The following is a 15,259-nucleotide window of genomic DNA, read 5'->3' as shown; positions in this document are numbered from 1 at the left end:
CGGAGAGCTACGAGGCCGGGCTGCATCTACGAGGAGCGATCATGTGGCTGAGAGCCCTGGCTTCAGCCACATGATCCGAACCTCAAACAGCTCCTAGCGGCCACCGGGCCGGGGGTCGGCCAGTGCGCGCAGCGCGGCACGGCTGTCCCGTTCCGGCATCCCGGTGAGGTCGGTGGCGGCGGGTGGGACGAGCCGGGTCCGGGGGCGCAGCTCGGCAGGGTGAACGCGGTGCGTTGCCGGTCGGTGAGGTGCCGCAGGGACCAGGACGGCACGGCGGGCAGGCCGGTGCCCGGGTCGACGACGCCACCGGGCCCGAGCACGGTCGGCCACCAGCATCTTCTTCGACACCGCGTGTTCCGGCTGGGGGACCCGAGCAGGTCGACCGAAGGGGAGGTGATGCGCGTGCGATGACGTCTTCCGGGTGGACGCCGTCGGTCAGGTGAGGGATGGGCGTCAAGTCCACCCGCCGGCCGCTCCGGTCGGCTGGACGCCACCCGGTCCGCGCAGGCCCCGGCCGGGGGCGAACCCCGGCCGGGGCGTCTGCTCAGGACGTTCGGCGCGCGGTGAGCAGCAGCCGCCCGCTCCCGATCCCGTAGGGCCCGCCGTCCGGGCCGCCGAACAGCTCGATGTCGCCGAACCCGTTGCCGGACAGGAGGTCGACGATCTGCGCCACCGTGTACACGTGGTGGATCGCGGTCACGTCGAGCTCCTCCTCGCCGCGGCTGAACCGGTATCGGCTGAGCAACCGGCTCCCGGCGACGTCGTACTCGCCGGTCGCGAGGACGGTGATGTCACCGGTCCGCATGGTCCGCGGCTCGGCCCGGTAACCGGGCAGCACCGATTCGGCCGCCGAGGCGAAGTCGACGACCAGACCGCCGCCGGGCCGGACGGCCCCGCCCAGCGCCGCGGCGAACTCCCGCAGGCCGTCGAGCTCGAAGTAGCCGAAGCTGTTGCCGAGGCACACGACGGCGTCGAACCCGTTGTCCCGCGGGATCTCCCGCATGTCGGCGCGGACGAAGTCGACGTCGAGACCGGCGGCGGCGCGCCGGGCGTGCCCGATCGCTTCGGCGGACAGGTCGACACCGGTCACGCGGTGCCCGCGCCGGGCGAGTTCCAGGCTGTGCCGCCCACTGCCGCACGGCACGTCCAGGACCAGCGAGCGCGGCGCGAGGCCGAGGCGCTCCTCGACGAAGTCGATCTCTTCGACGGTGACCTCCGGCGGCACGGCGCGCCGCCAGAACTCGTTGGGCAGTTCGGTGAAGAAGTCCACGTACCAGGTGGACGAGGGTGTTCCTGACATGGGAAAGCTCCTTGCGGTGCATCGGCTCCTGATGGCGATGTCACCGGGCGACCCCGGGCCGTCGAACGGCCTCGGAGCGGTGGCCCGGTGCGAGGTCCCGGGCAGCCATGGCTTCCTCCACGTCAGCGATCGCCCCGACGCTAGCAGCACCGGGCCGGATCGGTGAACGGTTTTTCTCGGGCACGGCGCCACCCCGAGGTCCCGCGACCCGGCTGTCGCGCCGCCGGGGCAGGTCAGGCGCCCAGCAGGCGGGCGCCCTTCGCGGACTCGTCGGTCGCGGTGACCAGGCCCCGCACGTTCGCGGACAGCTCGTCCTTGTCGATCAGGCCGTTGTTGTCGGCGTCCATCTCGGCGAAGGCGACCTCGGCGACGGCCTCCGCGTCGACCACGCCCGCACCCCGGTACATCGCGGCCAGCTCGTCCCGGCTGATGCGGCCGTCCCCGTCCTGGTCCGCCAGGATGAAGGCCTGGTCGGACGCGACCGCCCACCGGGACACCAGCTCCCCGGTCGACAACCGCTCGTCCAGGTGCGCCTGCTCGAACTCGGCCTTGCTCACCTCGCCGTCGAGGTCGGTGTCGGCCGCACCGCAGACGTACTCCCACACCTGCCGGTAGGCCGCCAGCAGCCCGCGCGCCGCGGGAGCCCCTTCGTCGAGGTCGAACTCCCGGGCGACGTCGCGCACGGTCACCTGGAAGTCGGTCCAGGTGATCCGGCCGTCGCCGTCGAGGTCCAGCACCGCGAAAAGGCGGTCGACATTGGCCTGCTGCACTGGGTTCGTCATGTGGCACCCGCTCCGTCGGAGATTTCATGATCGGGGATCACCACGGATCGTATCGACGCGGCGCTCCGGTCGAAGAGGGGAGAACGGGGCGAACTTCGTTACCCGACAGGGTGGTTTTCGATCCTCGGCAGCCACTGTCGGTGTCGCGTCACCGCCCGGTTGCGGTCGCGCGCTCGACCTCGCGCGAGGAGGCCGCCGGCACGCCGGAACGGGCGTCGTCGTCCGACCACCCGTCCCGGGCCACCGCGATCACGGTGCCCGGCAGGCTCACCTCGTCGTCCGCCGGGCACCGCGCGGTTGATCAGTAGGGGTTCCCCGGCACGTTGAGCCGCACCTGGTAGAGGCCGAACCCGCCGGGGACGCCGGAGGTGATGTACAGCGTCCGACCGTCCGGACCGCCGAACGCCGCGTTGGTGGTGTTGCGCCCCGCGGAGATGGTGCCCAGCCGCGTCCCGGACGGGGAGAAGACGTGCACGAGGCCCTCGTCGTAGGACGCCCAGTACAGGTTGCCCGCGCAGTCGACGGTCGCTCCGTCGGGCGTCCGGATGCCCGCGAACGCCGTGCGGCCGCCGGTGGAGCCGTCGGGGGCGACGGCGTACTTCACGATCGAGTTGCTGCCACCCACGTAGAGCGTTGTCCCGTCGGGTGCCAGGACGACGCCGTTGGGCTGCGACAGCGTGTCGTCGACGAGGTGGACCACGCCGTCGCGGACGCGGAAGACGCCGGTCCGACCGCCCTGCTCGTCGGCGCGGTTGCCGCGCTGGAAGTTGGGGTCGGTGAAGTAGGTGGTGCCGTCCTGCCCGGTGGTCAGGTCGTTGGGGGAGTTGAACGCGCGGCCGAGGTGGTCGGCGGCCGCGACGGTGGTGCGACCGCGGTCGGCCAGGCTGTAGGAGGAGACGGTGCGGTTGTCGTGGGTGGCGGCGAGCAGCCGCGTGCCGTCGGGGGTGACCGCGAGGCCGTTGCTGCCGGAGCCGGCGATGAACGTCTCGAACGTGGCCGGTGGGGTGAACCGGAGCACCGCGGACGGTTGCACGCCCTGGGGACCGGTGGGGTTCTGCATGTTCGACAGCAGCAGGGTGCCCGTCCGCTGGTCCCACGTGGGGCCTTCGAGGAAGTTGAACCCCCCTCGGACGAGCTGGGACGTCACCGCGCGGGTCGGCAACGGCGGGCCGTAGGTCGCTCCGGGCGTGCACGGCGATGCCGTTGCCACGTGGGCGGACGCGCCGGGCGCCGCGGGCGCCACCGCGCCCGCGAGGGCGACCGCCACCGCCGTGAGCGCCCGCGTGCGACGGCGACGCGGTGTCGTGCCGTGTGTCATGGGAGATCCTTCCGTGATCGGCGAACCGCGGGGTGGGGCGGAGCGGTCGCCCCACCCCGCGGCCGGGTCATCGGCCGAGTTCGACCTTGAGGATGCTCTCGCGGCTGTTGTTGGCGATGCTGTCCTTGTCGCCGCGGGTGCTGGTGGTCAGCCACAGGCCGCCGTCGGCGGAGGGTTCCACGGTGCGCAGCCGCCCGTAGGTGCCGTTGAGGTGCTGCTGGACGTTGGTCAGGCTCTCGCCGGAGATCTCGGCCCGGTACAACCGCGCTCCGCGCAGGCAGGCGATGTAGAGCGCGTCGCGGACGACGGCGATGCCGCTGCACGAGGCGTCGGCGACGGGCTGGGTGAGCTTGGGCGCGACGAAACCGGGCTCGTCGCAGTCGCCGGTGGTGCCCTCGCAGGCGGGCCAGCCGTAGTTGCCGCCGCGGACGATCAGGTTGGTCTCGTCCATGACGGAGTTGCCGAACTCCTGCTCCCACAGCCGGCCCTGGGAGTCGAAGGCCAGGCCCTGCGGGTTGCGGTGGCCGTAGCTCCACACCGGGGTGCCGAAGGGGTTGTCCGACGGGACGGCGCCGTCGCGGTCGATGCGCAGGACCTTGCCGGCGAGGTTGTCGCGGTCCTGGGCCCACTGGCCGTTCTGGCCGTCGCCGGTGGCGACGTAGAGCTTGCCGTCCGGGCCGAACCGCAGCCGGCCGCCGTTGTGGTACTTGTTGCGCGGGATGCCGGTGAGCAGCACCTGCGGCGCGCCCGCGAGCGCGCCGTCGGTGTAGCGGATGCGCACCACCCGGTTGTCGGTCGAGCTGGTGTGCATGACGTACACCCACGGGTCGGCCGTGAAGTCGGATGCCAGGGCGATGCCCAGCACCCCGCCCTCGCCGTCCGTCCCGGCCGCGTTCGGCACGCGCCCGACGACGGTCTTCGCGCCGGTGGCGGGGTCGAGTCGGACCAGTTCGAAGGTGTCGCGGCGGCCGAAGAGCACCTGTCCGCCGGGCAGGGTGGCCAGGCCCCAGGGCAGGTCGGTCTCGGTGGTGACCCTGGTGACCGAGCACAGCGCCGTGGCGCAGGAGCCGCCCGTGGTGACCGCGACCGCCGTGCTGGGGGTCGAGCGGTTGGCCTGCGCGTCGCGCGCCCGCACCCGGTACTCGTAGCGGGTGTTCGAGGCGAGGCCGCTGTCGGTGAACGACGTCGCGCCCGCGCCGCTGGTCGAGCCGACCTGGACGCCGTCGCGCAGGACCTCGTAGCCGGTGACGCCGATGTTGTCGGTGGCGGGCGACCAGCGGACCGTGACCGAGGTGCCGGACGCCGTCGCCGTCACGCCGGTGGGCGTGGTGGGCGGCTGGGTGTCGGCTTGGCACTGGGGCACGGTGATGGTGACCGTGGAGCTGGCCTGGGAGACGTTGCCGGCGGCGTCGCGGGCGTTGACGTACAGGCCCCAGGTCGCGCCGGGCACGACGGTCAGGTCCGCCGACAGGGCGGTGCCCGGCACGGAGGTCATGAGCTGTCCGTCGTGGTAGACGTCGTAGAACGCCACCGCGACGTCGTCCGCGGACGCCGACCACGAGAACGTCACCCGGGTGCACGTCAGGTTCGAGGTGCGGGGGTTGCCGGGCGTGGTCGGCGGCGTGGTGTCCGCGCCGAGCCTGACCAACTGCCACTGCTGGTTGGCGCCGCCGGTGTCGGGCCACTGGATCACCTGGGCGCCGTCGGCGGTGGAGGAGTCCAGCACGTCCACGGCCTTGCCGCCGGCCCGGTTGAGCAGGCGCACGTAGCCGCCGGGGGAGTCGGCCAACCGGAACTGCTGGCCGGTGAGGCCGGTGTCGGTCGTCTGCACCAGGCCGGCGCGGTCGGCGGTGGACGGGAAGCTCAGCACCCGGTTGCTGTGCCTGGACCTGATCCGGTAGTAGCCGCCGCCGGAGTCGACGAACTGCCACTGCTGCCACGCGCCGTCGTTGCGGGCGTACTGGGCGATGCGGGCGCCTTCCGAGGTGCTGCGCCCGTACACGTCGAGCACCTTGCCGCTGTTGCGGTTGACCAGCACGTACGAGGCGTTCGTGTCCACGGTGGCGGCCGACGCGGCGGGTGGCGGGAGAACGGCGCCGAGGACCGACAGCGCCACCACCCACACCGCTCGGCGTCGCGAACGGGGGACGGTTTTCTTCCTGGTCGCCAGGGGGTCTCGCATGGTCTTCCTCTCGCGGAATGCAAGGCCAATCGCCTTGTTATCGCTAACAAATCTGAGGCGGCACAATGCCGCGTCGATGGCGGTCGACGTGCACCGAAGGGGCGGAGCGGAAGTGTTCCTAAACGCGCCGGGCGACGGTCGCGGAGGAGATCAGGCGGGGTCTCAAGCGGAACGGGAACGATCCGGACGTCTTTTGCGCACGTGGATCCATGCTTCGCCTCCTTGCGAGCAGGGTGCGTGGCGGCGGCCGCCCAGTGCCGGGTCGATGGGACTGGGAGCGTTCCCAGAAACACCGTAGCGCGAGGCGTTCGCCGTCGACAAGACCACCGGGCGGTTACCCGCTCTTCGTTAGCGCTAACACCTGGGATTGATCCGACGGTCGGCGGCCTCGATCCGGCGCGCCCGACCGGAGCGCCGGCGCCGGAGGTGGCCGCCGTGACCAGGGCGTCACCTCGCCCTCCACCGGGTGAACGCCTCCCTCACCTCCTCGGGCGAGCGGGCGAGGGCGTCCTCGTCGGGTTCGGCCGCGGTGACGTGGGGCAGGTGGACGAGGGCGTCGTAGGCGTCCAACGGGCTGACGTCCGAGTACGAGGCACCGAGCCGCTGCCGGGTCACGGCGCGCACGGCCCCGGTGTCGGCCGGTGGCAGTCGTCGGAGGTCGGTGGCGAAAGGGCCGTCGTGGCTGGCGTGCAGGAGCCCGTCGAGGCTGTCGGGCTCGGGTGCGCCCAGTTCGGTGAAGAGCGCGCCGGCGTAGAAGTCGGGGCCGGTGTTGAGGGTCCGGCCGGTGCCGGTGGTCGTGCCGACGACCCGGTAGTCCTCGCCGAGCCGGTCGGCCAGGTGCATGCCCAGCGGGGTGAACGCGGGCATGCCGGGCAGGGCGGCGGGGTGGCGCTGGACGTGGGCGTCGTGGGCGGCGAGCACGATCCGGTCCTCGCGGCGCAGGATCCACTCGACCGTGTCGGCCATCGCGGCGTCGCGGGTGAACATCGCCGTCGGCACGTCGCCGCGGGCCATCGCCCGGACGACGGTGTCGAGGGCGGTGAGCAGGTGCAGGGACCGCAGCGCGCGCTCGTGGGCGTCGGTCCCGGTGCGCTGCCGATAGGTCAGGCGTCGCCCGTTCATGCGCGCGGCGAGTTCGGCCAGGCCCGCGGTGAACGCGTCCCGGGTCCCGGCAGGCAGGCCGCCGTAGGCGGCGAAGGCGGCGGGCGCGGAGAACGGGGACGGCGGCGCGAAGGACGCGGCGGTCTCCCGCAGGCCCGGGTCCACCTCGAAGTCGGGATCGGCTCGGGCGAGGTAGGCGGTGACGGCGTCCAGGCCGGTGAGCGGGGACGCGTTCGCGCCACCCAGGTCGATGCCGTAGTAGCCGACCGGGCGCGCGGCGGTGGCGTTGTGCCGGCGCATCCACTCCAGGTGGGCGCGCACCTGCGTCCACATGAGCATCAGGCTGACCATGCCGTCGCCCATCGACCGGCCGGGCTGGTCGGCGTCGGCGCCGCCGCGGACCCAGGCGTCGACCGCCCACCCCTCGGTGAAGCCGGGCTCCAGGGCGTAGGCGCCGAACCCGTGCCGTTCGACCAGGTAGCGGCACAGGCGGTGGCGCAGCAGGTAGGACTCGGCGTTGTAGTGCGCGCTCTCCCCGATCGCGACCACGCGCGCGTCGCCGACCACCTCGTCCAGCCATCCCAGGTCGTCCGGCGGCGCGGCCGGGTCCAGCGTGCCCAGCGGGATCACCGCCTCGGCGCTCAACCGCGCCGGAATGCTCGTGGTCATGTCGTCCCCCTCGATTGTTCCCAACTTTGGGAAAGGTATCACTCGTGGGAACATCAGCGGGTGGACATGCTCGAACTGCTCCTGCACCCGGTCCGGCTGCGCGTCGTGTGGGCCATGTCCGGCGACCGCGCCCGCACCACCTCGGAGCTGTGCGCGGCCCTGCCGGACATCCCCAAGACCAGCGTGTACCGGCACGTCGGCCTGCTGGCCGAGGCGGGGCTGCTGGAGGTCGTCGACGAGCAGCGGGTGCGCGGCGCCGTCGAGCGCCACTACCGGCTGCGCCGAGAACGGGCGGTGGTCGACCCCGAGGTGGGCGCGTCCATGACGCTCGAAGACCACCGGCACGGGTTCGCCGCCGCCGTGGCCGCCCTGCTGGCCGAGTTCAACGCCTACCTCGACCGGCCCGGCGCGGACCCGGTGGCCGACTCCGTGGGCTACCGCCAGGGCACCCTCTGGCTCACCCCCGACGAACTCGCCGAGGTCGTCGCCGAGGTGATGGGGGTCTTCCGGGCACGCGCGGGCCACGGCCCCGCACCGGGCCGCCGCCCCTACCTGGTGAGCCCGGTCTTCTTCCCGACCGGGGAAGCGCCGGACGCCGGGAACGCGCCGCCGCGGCGCTGAGGAGGCGCCCGCCTCGGTCGCGTGCTGGACTGACGCGGTTCCCGCGTCACCCGCCCCGGGACCCATGCCCTCGGCGCCCGGCTGCGGACCTCGACGCACGGGCGTCGGTCGCGTCCGCGCGACCGTCCCGGGAAACCTCGCTCCCCGATGCCGTGCGCCCGGGTGGGGCGGGTCGAGGTCGGCGCGCCGACCGGGGTGCCGGCGTCACCTCCTCCACCGCCCCCGGCGACCTACCCTGGTGTCATGGGCCAGGTCGACCACCGCGCGGAGGTCCGCGAGTTCCTCAGCTCGCGGCGGGCGCGCATCACCCCCGAGCAGGCGGGACTGCCCGCCTACGGCGGCGGCAACCGGCGCGTCGCCGGGCTGCGCCGGGAGGAGGTGGCCCTGCTCGCCGGCGTTTCCATCGACTACTACGTGCGACTGGAGCGGGGCAACCTGTCCGGGGCCTCGGAGAGCGTCCTGGACGCGGTGAGCCGCGCGTTGCAGCTCGACGAGGCCGAGCGCGAGCACCTGTTCACCCTGGCCCGCGCCGCCGAACCGGGCTCCCGGCCCCGCCGCACGCCGCCGACCAGCGTTCGGCCGGTGGTGCAGCAGGTGCTCGACGCCATCAGCGACGCGCCGGCGTGGGTGCGCAACGGCCGCCACGACGTCGTGGCGCTCAACCGCCTCGGCCGCGCCCTCTACGCCCCCGTGCCGGCCGACCCGCGCCGACCGGCGAACACGACCCGGTTCGTCTACCTCGACCCGGCCGCGCGCGAGTTCTTCGTGGACTGGGACCGCATCGCCAACGACGCCGCGGCGATGCTGCGCCTGGAAGCGGGCCGCAACCCGCACGACCGGGGGCTGATCGAGCTGGTCGGCGAGCTGTCGACGCGCAGCGAGGTGTTCCGGAAGCGCTGGGCCTCGCACGACGTGCAGTTCCACCGCAGCGGGCGCAAGCGGCTGCGACACCCGGTCGTGGGACAGCTGGACCTGGACTTCGAGTCGATGGAGCTGCCCTCCGAGCCCGGCCTGACCCTCAACGTCTACACCGCCGCACCGGGCACCCCCGCCGCCGACGGCCTGAAGGTGCTCGCCAGCTGGGCCGCCACCCAGGACGCGGCGCGGGCGGGCGCCGAACGACCGGACCCGCGACCCGGCGCCTGAACGGGCACGCCCCGCACGCGACCCGGCACCTGCGGGCACGCCCCTCGAAACCCTCCCGGGGGGTTCTGCCATTACCTGGAAGGGCAGACCCTCCCCGGCACGCGTGCCGGGGGGTTCCATCGACGGCGTCCACGGTGCGCGAACGAGCTTTGAGAGGAATTCATGCGAGCCACATTCCTGTACGGGGCCGGTGACGTGCGCGTGGAGGACGCGCCGGACCCGGTGCTGCGGCACCCCACCGACGCGATCGTGCGCGTCGTCCGGTCGTGCGTGTGCGGCAGCGACCTGCACCCGTACCACTCCATGCCCGCCTCCGGGCAGGGCACGCCGATGGGCCACGAGTTCCTGGGCGTGGTGGAGGAGCCGGGCTCGGAGGTGACCGGGCTCACGCGCGGTGACCTGGTGGTGTCCCCGTTCGCCTACTCGGACAACACGTGCGAGTTCTGCCGCGAGGGCCTGCACACCTCCTGCCGCAACGGCGGGTTCTGGGGCAACGGCAACGGCGACGTCGGCGGCGCGCAGGCCGAGGCCGTCCGCGTCCCGCAGGCGTCCGGCACGCTGGTCAAGCTGCCCGGTGTCGGCGAGGACTCGCCGCTGCTGCCGTCGCTGCTGACCCTGGCCGACGTGTACGGCACCGGCTACCACGCCGCCAAGCAGGCCCGCGTCAACCCGCGCACCACCGTGACGGTGATCGGCGACGGCGCGGTCGGCCTGCTCGCCGTGCTGTCCGCGAAGCAGCTGGGCGCGGAGCGGATCATCCTCATGGGACGCCACGAGGACCGCACCGACCTGGGCCGCGAGTTCGGCGCCACCGACGTGGTCGCCGCGCGCGGTGACGAGGGCATCGCGGAGGTCCGCGAGCTGACCGGCGGCGACGGCACCCACACCGTGCTGGAAGCGGTCGGGCACATGAGCGCCTACGACATGGCCGTCGGCGTCGTGCGCCCCGGCGGCGTGATCAGCCGGGTGGGCGTGCCGCAGTACGAGCAGGCCCCGGTCGGGTTCGGCAGCCTGTTCGGCCACAACATCACGTCGACCGGCGGCCCCGCGCCGGTGCGCGCCTACATCGACGAGCTGCTGCCCGCCGTGCTCGACGGCGCCGTCGACCCGGGCAAGGTCTTCGACCTCACCGTCGACCTCGACCAGACCCCCGACGGCTACCGCGCCATGGACCGCCGCGAAGCCCTCAAGGCGCTCATCAAGCCCTGATCGGGAGGGGCACCGCGGAGCACGTCTACCGCGGTGCCCCGGCACCCGGCAGGCGGGATCGGCGCCACTCGCCGGGTGGACAGCCGAAGGCCGCCCGGAACCTGCGGGTGAAGTGGGTCGGATCGGCGAAACCCCACCGGCGGGCGATGGCGGCGATCGGGGACGCGTCGGCGGCCAGGTCGGCACGCGCCCCCTCCAGGCGCTCGCCGATGATCCACTGCTCCAGGCTGAAACCGGCCTGGCCGCACAGCTTGTAGAGCAGGCGCACCGACACGTTCACCGCGGCGGCGATCTTCTCCGGTCCCAGGTCCGGTTCGGCCAGGTGTTGGCGGACGTAGGCGCGGACCTGGGTGAGCCGGGTGTCCTCGACCACGTGGCGGTCGTCGTGCGCGGCGGACGCCAGCAACGCCCGCACCAGGTCCAGGGTCGCGTCGCCGAGCGGTTCCGCCCCCGCCGACGCGGCCAGCGGGCGGGTGTTCCCGGCCAGGTGCGCGATGTGGTCGGCCACCAGCCGGTACAGCGGGCTGCCGCGCAGCGCGCCGGACGCGCGGCGGATCGTGTCCACGGGCACGCCCAGGACGTCCAGGGGCACCTGCACGCAGCCCGCCGAGCCTTCGCCGGACCACCCGAAGTCGTAGGAGGACGACAGGTCCATCAGGTGCATCTCCCCGGCGGGGACCAGTCGGCGGTTGCCCCACTGCTCCGCGCGGCCGACCCCCGACCGCTGCACCGAGATCGCGATGACCGGGGCGGGGTCCTCACGGGCCTGCCGCTCGGTGCGCAGCAGCCTCATCCCGGACGACCGGTTGCCGAAGACCTCCACGGCGCCCAGCCGCCACAGCTCCACCCGGAAGCGGACCGGGTGGTCGGGGTGCTCGTGGATCACGTGGCAGGGCGCGGAGGCCTCCTGGAAGGCGGTGTGGACGGCTTCGACCCGGTCGCCGGGGGCCAGGTCGTCGGTGTCGAGCAGCACCCGCCCGATTCTAGGTGGGGGTGCGACGCGCCGGCGCGCGCGGAAGTCGACGGCGCGGGAGGCCCTGTGCGCCCACAGCCGCGCAACGTGCACGCACAGCACTTCTCACGGCGTGCCGGCTGCCAAGAGCCTGTCCGTGAGAGGGGGGGCCATGTCAGGGCGACAGGAATCGCAGCACCACTTCGTTCCACTGCTGGGGGTGGGTCATCGGCGCGCCGTGCGGGGCACTGGGGATGATCGTGGCCGGCGCACGCCCGCGGCGCGGCGCGGTGAACGCGTCGCGCTCGCCGTGCACGACCAGCACCGGCACGCCCACGTCGGCCAGGTCGGCTTCGGGGTCGGCGCCGGCCCACGCGCCGATGACGTCCACCGTCGCCTTGGGCGACGCGCACGCCGCGACGTGCAGCAGGTGCTGCCGGGAGGCTTCGTCCAGCACGACCTCGCCGTCCACGGAGAAGAACCGGCCGAGCACGTCGTCCAGCATCGCGACCCGGTGCCACCCGGCCGCGTTCAGCAGGTCCCGCACCAGCCCGTCGTCCACCGCGAGCGGCCCCGCGAGCACCAGGCGGGACACCCGCCCGACGCCGAACCTGGCCACGCAGCGGGCCACGTCGCCCGCGCCGGAGGAGAACCCGACCAGCGCCGCGCCCCGGAGGTCCAGGTGCTCCAGCAGGAGGTGCAGGTCGGCCGCCAGGGTGTCCTGGTCGTACCCGCCCCAGGCGCGGGTCGAGCGGCCGAAGCCGCGCCGGTCGTAGCCGACCACCCGGTGGCCCGCCTCGACGAACGCCGCCACCTGCGACTCCCACGACTGCGCCGTCAGCGGCCAGCCCGCCACGAGCACCACGGGGGACCCGACGCCGTAGTCCTCGTAGTAGAGGCTCACTTCGGCGCCGTTCTCCGTTGCGACCGCGAGTCGTGGCACCACCCCAGCGTGCCCGCCGCCGCGGCCGGGGCCATCGGTCAGATGACTGCACCCGGCAGGCCGGGGTGATCGGGCGCGAGCGGGAGCTGGCGCGGCTGCGTCGCACGGTCGACCGGGACCCCGGGGTCCCGCCGAACCTGGTGCTGCACGGCGACCCCGGTGTCGGCAAGACGGTGCTGCTCGACGCGGGTGTCCGGTACGCCCGCGAGCAGGGCCTCCGGGTGCTCGGCGGCACCGGTTACGAGAGCGAGGCGCAGCTCGCGTTCGCCGGGCTGCACCAGCTCTTCGCGCCCGTCCTCGGCCACCTCGACCGCGTGGACCCGTTCCACCGGCAGGTGCTGCGCCGGGTGCTCGGCTTCGAGCCGGGACCGGTGCCCGACCGGCTCGCCATCTCGGTGGCCTCGCTCGCGGTGCTCGTCGAGGTCGCCCGGGAGGGCCCGCTGCTGATCGCGGTCGAGGACGCGCACTGGGTGGACCACCCGACGCGCGAGGTGATGATGTTCCTGCTGCTCCGCCTGGCGCCGCACGACATCCGGGCGCTGTTCGCCCGCCGCCCGCTGACCAGCGGCGAACGGGTCACGCCGGGCATCGCCGTGCTGGAGGTCGGGCCGCTGCCGGAGCAGGACGCGGGCGCGCTGCTCGACGAGCTGCACCCCGGCCTGCCGGACGCCGCCCGCAGGCGGGTGCTGCTGGAGGCGGCGGGCAACCCGCTGGCGCTGGTCGAGCTGCCGCACGTGGTCGGCACGGACGCGCTGGACCTGCTGCCGGCCGGCGCGTCACCGCGCACCCGGCTGGAGTCGACCTACGCGACGCGCGTCGTGGCGCTGCCGACACCCCTGCGCACCCTGCTGCTCCAGACCGCCCTGGACGGCGACCGGTTGGAGAACGACGCCCTGCGCCCGAGCGCCCTGTCCCCGCTCGACCTGGTCGAGGTGGAGCGCCTGGGCCTGGTCACCCGCGACTCGACGCCGTCCGGGCTGCGGTTCCGCCACCCGCTGGTGCGGTCGGCGATCGTCAACACCGCCTCGCCGGACGAGGTGCGCGCGGCGCACGCCGAGCTGGCCGAGGCGTACCGGGACGCGCCGGAACGCCGGGTGTGGCACCTGGCGGCGGCCGCCGCCGGCCCGGACGAGGAGGTGGCGGCCGAGATCGAGCGGGCCGCGCTGAGCGCGAGCCTGCGCGGGGGCAGCGGCCTGGCCGTCAACGCCCTGCGGCGGGCCGCCGCCGTCAGCACCACCGCGCCCGCCGCCGCGGGCCGGCTGCACCGGGCCGCGGAACTGGCGGAGGAGTCGGGCCAGCTCCCGCTGGCCCACGAGCTCCTGGAAGAGGCGCGGAGGCAGCTCGACGACCCCACCCGCAGCTCCACCACCCGCGCCCGCATCGCGCTGGTGCGCGACGGCGACTTCAGCGGGGCCCGCCGGCTGCTGGCCGGCGCGGACGACGACCGCGCGCTGCTCACCCGCCTGTTCGCCGCCACCTACACCGGGGAGCCGTTCACCGACGACCTGGCGGGCGCCGCCCCGCACACCAGGCTCCTGCACGGCGTGTTCACCGGCACGGCGGGCGCGGACGAGCTGCGGGCGGCGTTCGAGTCGCTGCCCGCCGACGCCGCACCCGGCCGCGTCGCCGAGCTGTGCCGCGCCGCCGCACGGCTGGACGTCCTGCACGAGCACCGGGAGCACGTCCGCGGGCTGGTGCGGCGCGAGGTCGGCCAAGGCGCGGTGACGCACGCCGCGACCGGCTACTGGTTCACCGCGCACGACCACTTCCTGGCGGGGGAGTGGGAGCAGGCGGAACAGGCCGCGAGCACGGGCCTGGACCTGTGCGTCCGCCACGACCTCGCGCTACCCGCGCAGGACCTGCGGTGCGCGCTGGGGTGGCTGGCCGCCGCCCGCGGCGACACCGCCTCCGCCCACGAGTACAGCCGCGCCGTGGAGCAGTGGGCGGAACCGCGCGGCAGTGCCGCGCACCTGGCGTCCTCCGCGCGGAACCTGGCGCTGGCGGCGCTCGGCGAGGGCGATTACGAAGCCGCCCACGCCCACGGCTCACGCGACCGGGGCACGCCGTGGGCGCTCCTGGACGCCGTGGAGGCGGCGGTGCGCGCCGGGCGCCGCGAGGAGGCGCGCGACCGGGTCGCCGCGGCGGACCGGGCCGGGTTCGCCGACCGCACGCCGCGGCTGCGGCTGCACGTGTTCGCGTCCCGCGCGCTGGTCGCCGACGCGGACGCCGACGCGGTGGCCGGCCTGCGCGCCGCACTGGCCCTGCCGCGCGTGGAGCGCTGGCCGTTCGAGCAGGCCCGGGTTCGACTGATGCTCGGTGAGCTGCACCGCAGGCGCCACCGCCCCGGTGACGCCCGACCCGAGCTGCGCCGCGCCGGCGACGTCTTCCGCCGCGTCGGCGCGACGGCCTGGTTGCGCCGGGCCGAGCAGGAGCTGAGGGCGACCGGGGTGGCCGTGGCGACCAAGCCGTCCACGGCGGAGCTGACCGCGCAACAGCTGGAGGTGGCGCACCTCGCCGCCTCGGGCTTGAGCAACAAGGAGATCGGCGAACGCCTGTTCCTGTCGCCGCGCACGGTCAGCGCCCACCTCTACCGGATCTTCCCGAAGCTGGGCATCACGTCCCGGTCGGCGTTGCGGGACGCGTTGGCGGCGCTCGGCTGAACCGCCTCCCCGCGGCGGTGTCCAGTCAGGTGACCGATGTCGCCGGCCTCCGGGCCGAGCCGTGTTGCCCGCATGACGACGACGAACGACCGCGGCGCGCGGGTCGGCCCCACGCGCTCCGTCCGCGCCGGTGACCGCACCCTCGCCTACCGCGCGGTGGGCGAGGGCACGCCCCTGGTGCTGTGCAACCGCTTCCGGGGCACCCTGGACACCTGGGACCCGCTGTTCCTGGACGCCCTCGCCGCCGAGGGCTTCCGGGTGGTCACGTTCGACCACAGCGGTCTCGGCCGGTCCACCGGGACGCCCTCCTACGACCCCTCCGCGCTGGCCCGGGACGCGGCGGACCTGATCGCCGCCCTCGACCTGACCCGTCCGG

The 15,259-nt window shown here is 74.2% G+C and carries 12 protein-coding genes and 1 pseudogene; 5 read left to right on the top strand and 8 right to left on the bottom strand.

The window, feature by feature from the left end:
• Nucleotides 1–544 precede the first annotated feature (544 nt).
• From ABD223_RS41575 to ABD223_RS41550, 6 genes are all read right to left on the bottom strand, one after another.
• Nucleotides 545–1,300, bottom strand: coding sequence for a class I SAM-dependent methyltransferase (locus ABD223_RS41575; RefSeq protein ID WP_344043520.1), 756 nt, complete (start codon nt 1,298–1,300; stop codon nt 545–547).
• Nucleotides 1,301–1,533: 233 nt separating this feature from the next.
• On the bottom strand, nt 1,534–2,082 hold the full coding sequence (locus tag ABD223_RS41570; RefSeq protein ID WP_344043518.1) for an EF-hand domain-containing protein: 549 nt from the start codon (nt 2,080–2,082) through the stop codon (nt 1,534–1,536).
• Between the two features lie 148 nt (nt 2,083–2,230).
• Nucleotides 2,231–2,353, bottom strand: a complete 123-nt coding sequence (locus ABD223_RS41565) for a hypothetical protein (RefSeq protein ID WP_344043516.1) — start codon at nt 2,351–2,353, stop codon at nt 2,231–2,233.
• 30 nt (nt 2,354–2,383) lie between these two features.
• Complete coding sequence (locus ABD223_RS41560) at nt 2,384–3,400, bottom strand: SMP-30/gluconolactonase/LRE family protein (protein ID WP_344043514.1); 1,017 nt, start codon at nt 3,398–3,400, stop codon at nt 2,384–2,386.
• 67 nt (nt 3,401–3,467) lie between these two features.
• Nucleotides 3,468–5,582 carry a PQQ-dependent sugar dehydrogenase gene (locus ABD223_RS41555; protein WP_344043512.1) on the bottom strand — a complete coding sequence of 705 codons (2,115 nt, stop codon included), beginning with the start codon at nt 5,580–5,582 and terminating at the stop codon, nt 3,468–3,470.
• A 447-nt stretch (nt 5,583–6,029) separates the two neighbouring features.
• Nucleotides 6,030–7,352: an erythromycin esterase family protein gene (locus ABD223_RS41550; protein WP_344043510.1), complete on the bottom strand. Its 1,323-nt coding sequence runs from the start codon at nt 7,350–7,352 to the stop codon at nt 6,030–6,032.
• A 66-nt stretch (nt 7,353–7,418) separates the two neighbouring features.
• Here ABD223_RS41550 and ABD223_RS41545 point away from each other — a divergent pair, with 66 nt between their 5' ends.
• The 3 genes from ABD223_RS41545 (at nt 7,419) to ABD223_RS41535 (ending at nt 10,328) form a co-directional block, all read left to right on the top strand.
• Nucleotides 7,419–7,973: a helix-turn-helix domain-containing protein gene (locus ABD223_RS41545; protein WP_344043522.1), complete on the top strand. Its 555-nt coding sequence runs from the start codon at nt 7,419–7,421 to the stop codon at nt 7,971–7,973.
• A gap of 243 nt (nt 7,974–8,216) precedes the next feature.
• On the top strand, nt 8,217–9,119 hold the full coding sequence (locus ABD223_RS41540; protein WP_344043508.1) for a helix-turn-helix transcriptional regulator: 903 nt from the start codon (nt 8,217–8,219) through the stop codon (nt 9,117–9,119).
• A gap of 162 nt (nt 9,120–9,281) precedes the next feature.
• Entirely contained in the window at nt 9,282–10,328 is a 1,047-nt protein-coding gene (locus tag ABD223_RS41535; protein ID WP_344043506.1) for a zinc-binding dehydrogenase, read from the top strand.
• Nucleotides 10,329–10,353: 25 nt separating this feature from the next.
• On the opposite strand, the gene ABD223_RS41530 is transcribed toward ABD223_RS41535, so the two are convergent.
• Nucleotides 10,354–11,301 (bottom strand): helix-turn-helix domain-containing protein, encoded by a 948-nt coding sequence (locus ABD223_RS41530; RefSeq protein WP_344043504.1) that lies wholly within the window; start codon nt 11,299–11,301, stop codon nt 10,354–10,356.
• A 154-nt stretch (nt 11,302–11,455) separates the two neighbouring features.
• Nucleotides 11,456–12,223 carry an alpha/beta fold hydrolase gene (locus ABD223_RS41525; RefSeq protein ID WP_344043502.1) on the bottom strand — a complete coding sequence of 256 codons (768 nt, stop codon included), beginning with the start codon at nt 12,221–12,223 and terminating at the stop codon, nt 11,456–11,458.
• A 65-nt stretch (nt 12,224–12,288) separates the two neighbouring features.
• Between ABD223_RS41525 and ABD223_RS41520 the strand changes: the two genes are divergently transcribed.
• Both ABD223_RS41520 and ABD223_RS41515 read left to right on the top strand, forming a co-directional pair.
• The gene (locus ABD223_RS41520; RefSeq protein ID WP_344043500.1) at nt 12,289–14,883 is read left to right on the top strand and encodes an AAA family ATPase; all 2,595 of its coding nucleotides are present in this window, start codon (nt 12,289–12,291) and stop codon (nt 14,881–14,883) included.
• A gap of 36 nt (nt 14,884–14,919) precedes the next feature.
• A pseudogene (locus ABD223_RS41515) lies at nt 14,920–15,255 on the top strand (alpha/beta fold hydrolase); the annotation flags it as partial.
• Nucleotides 15,256–15,259: the final 4 nt, after the last annotated feature.

Origin of the sequence: Saccharothrix xinjiangensis (assembly GCF_039527585.1) — a bacterium.
In the GTDB taxonomy this organism is placed as follows: domain Bacteria; phylum Actinomycetota; class Actinomycetes; order Mycobacteriales; family Pseudonocardiaceae; genus Actinosynnema; species Actinosynnema xinjiangensis.
The sequence above is the reverse complement of the archived record's forward strand: the minus strand, read 5'-3'. Positions and strand labels throughout refer to the sequence as shown.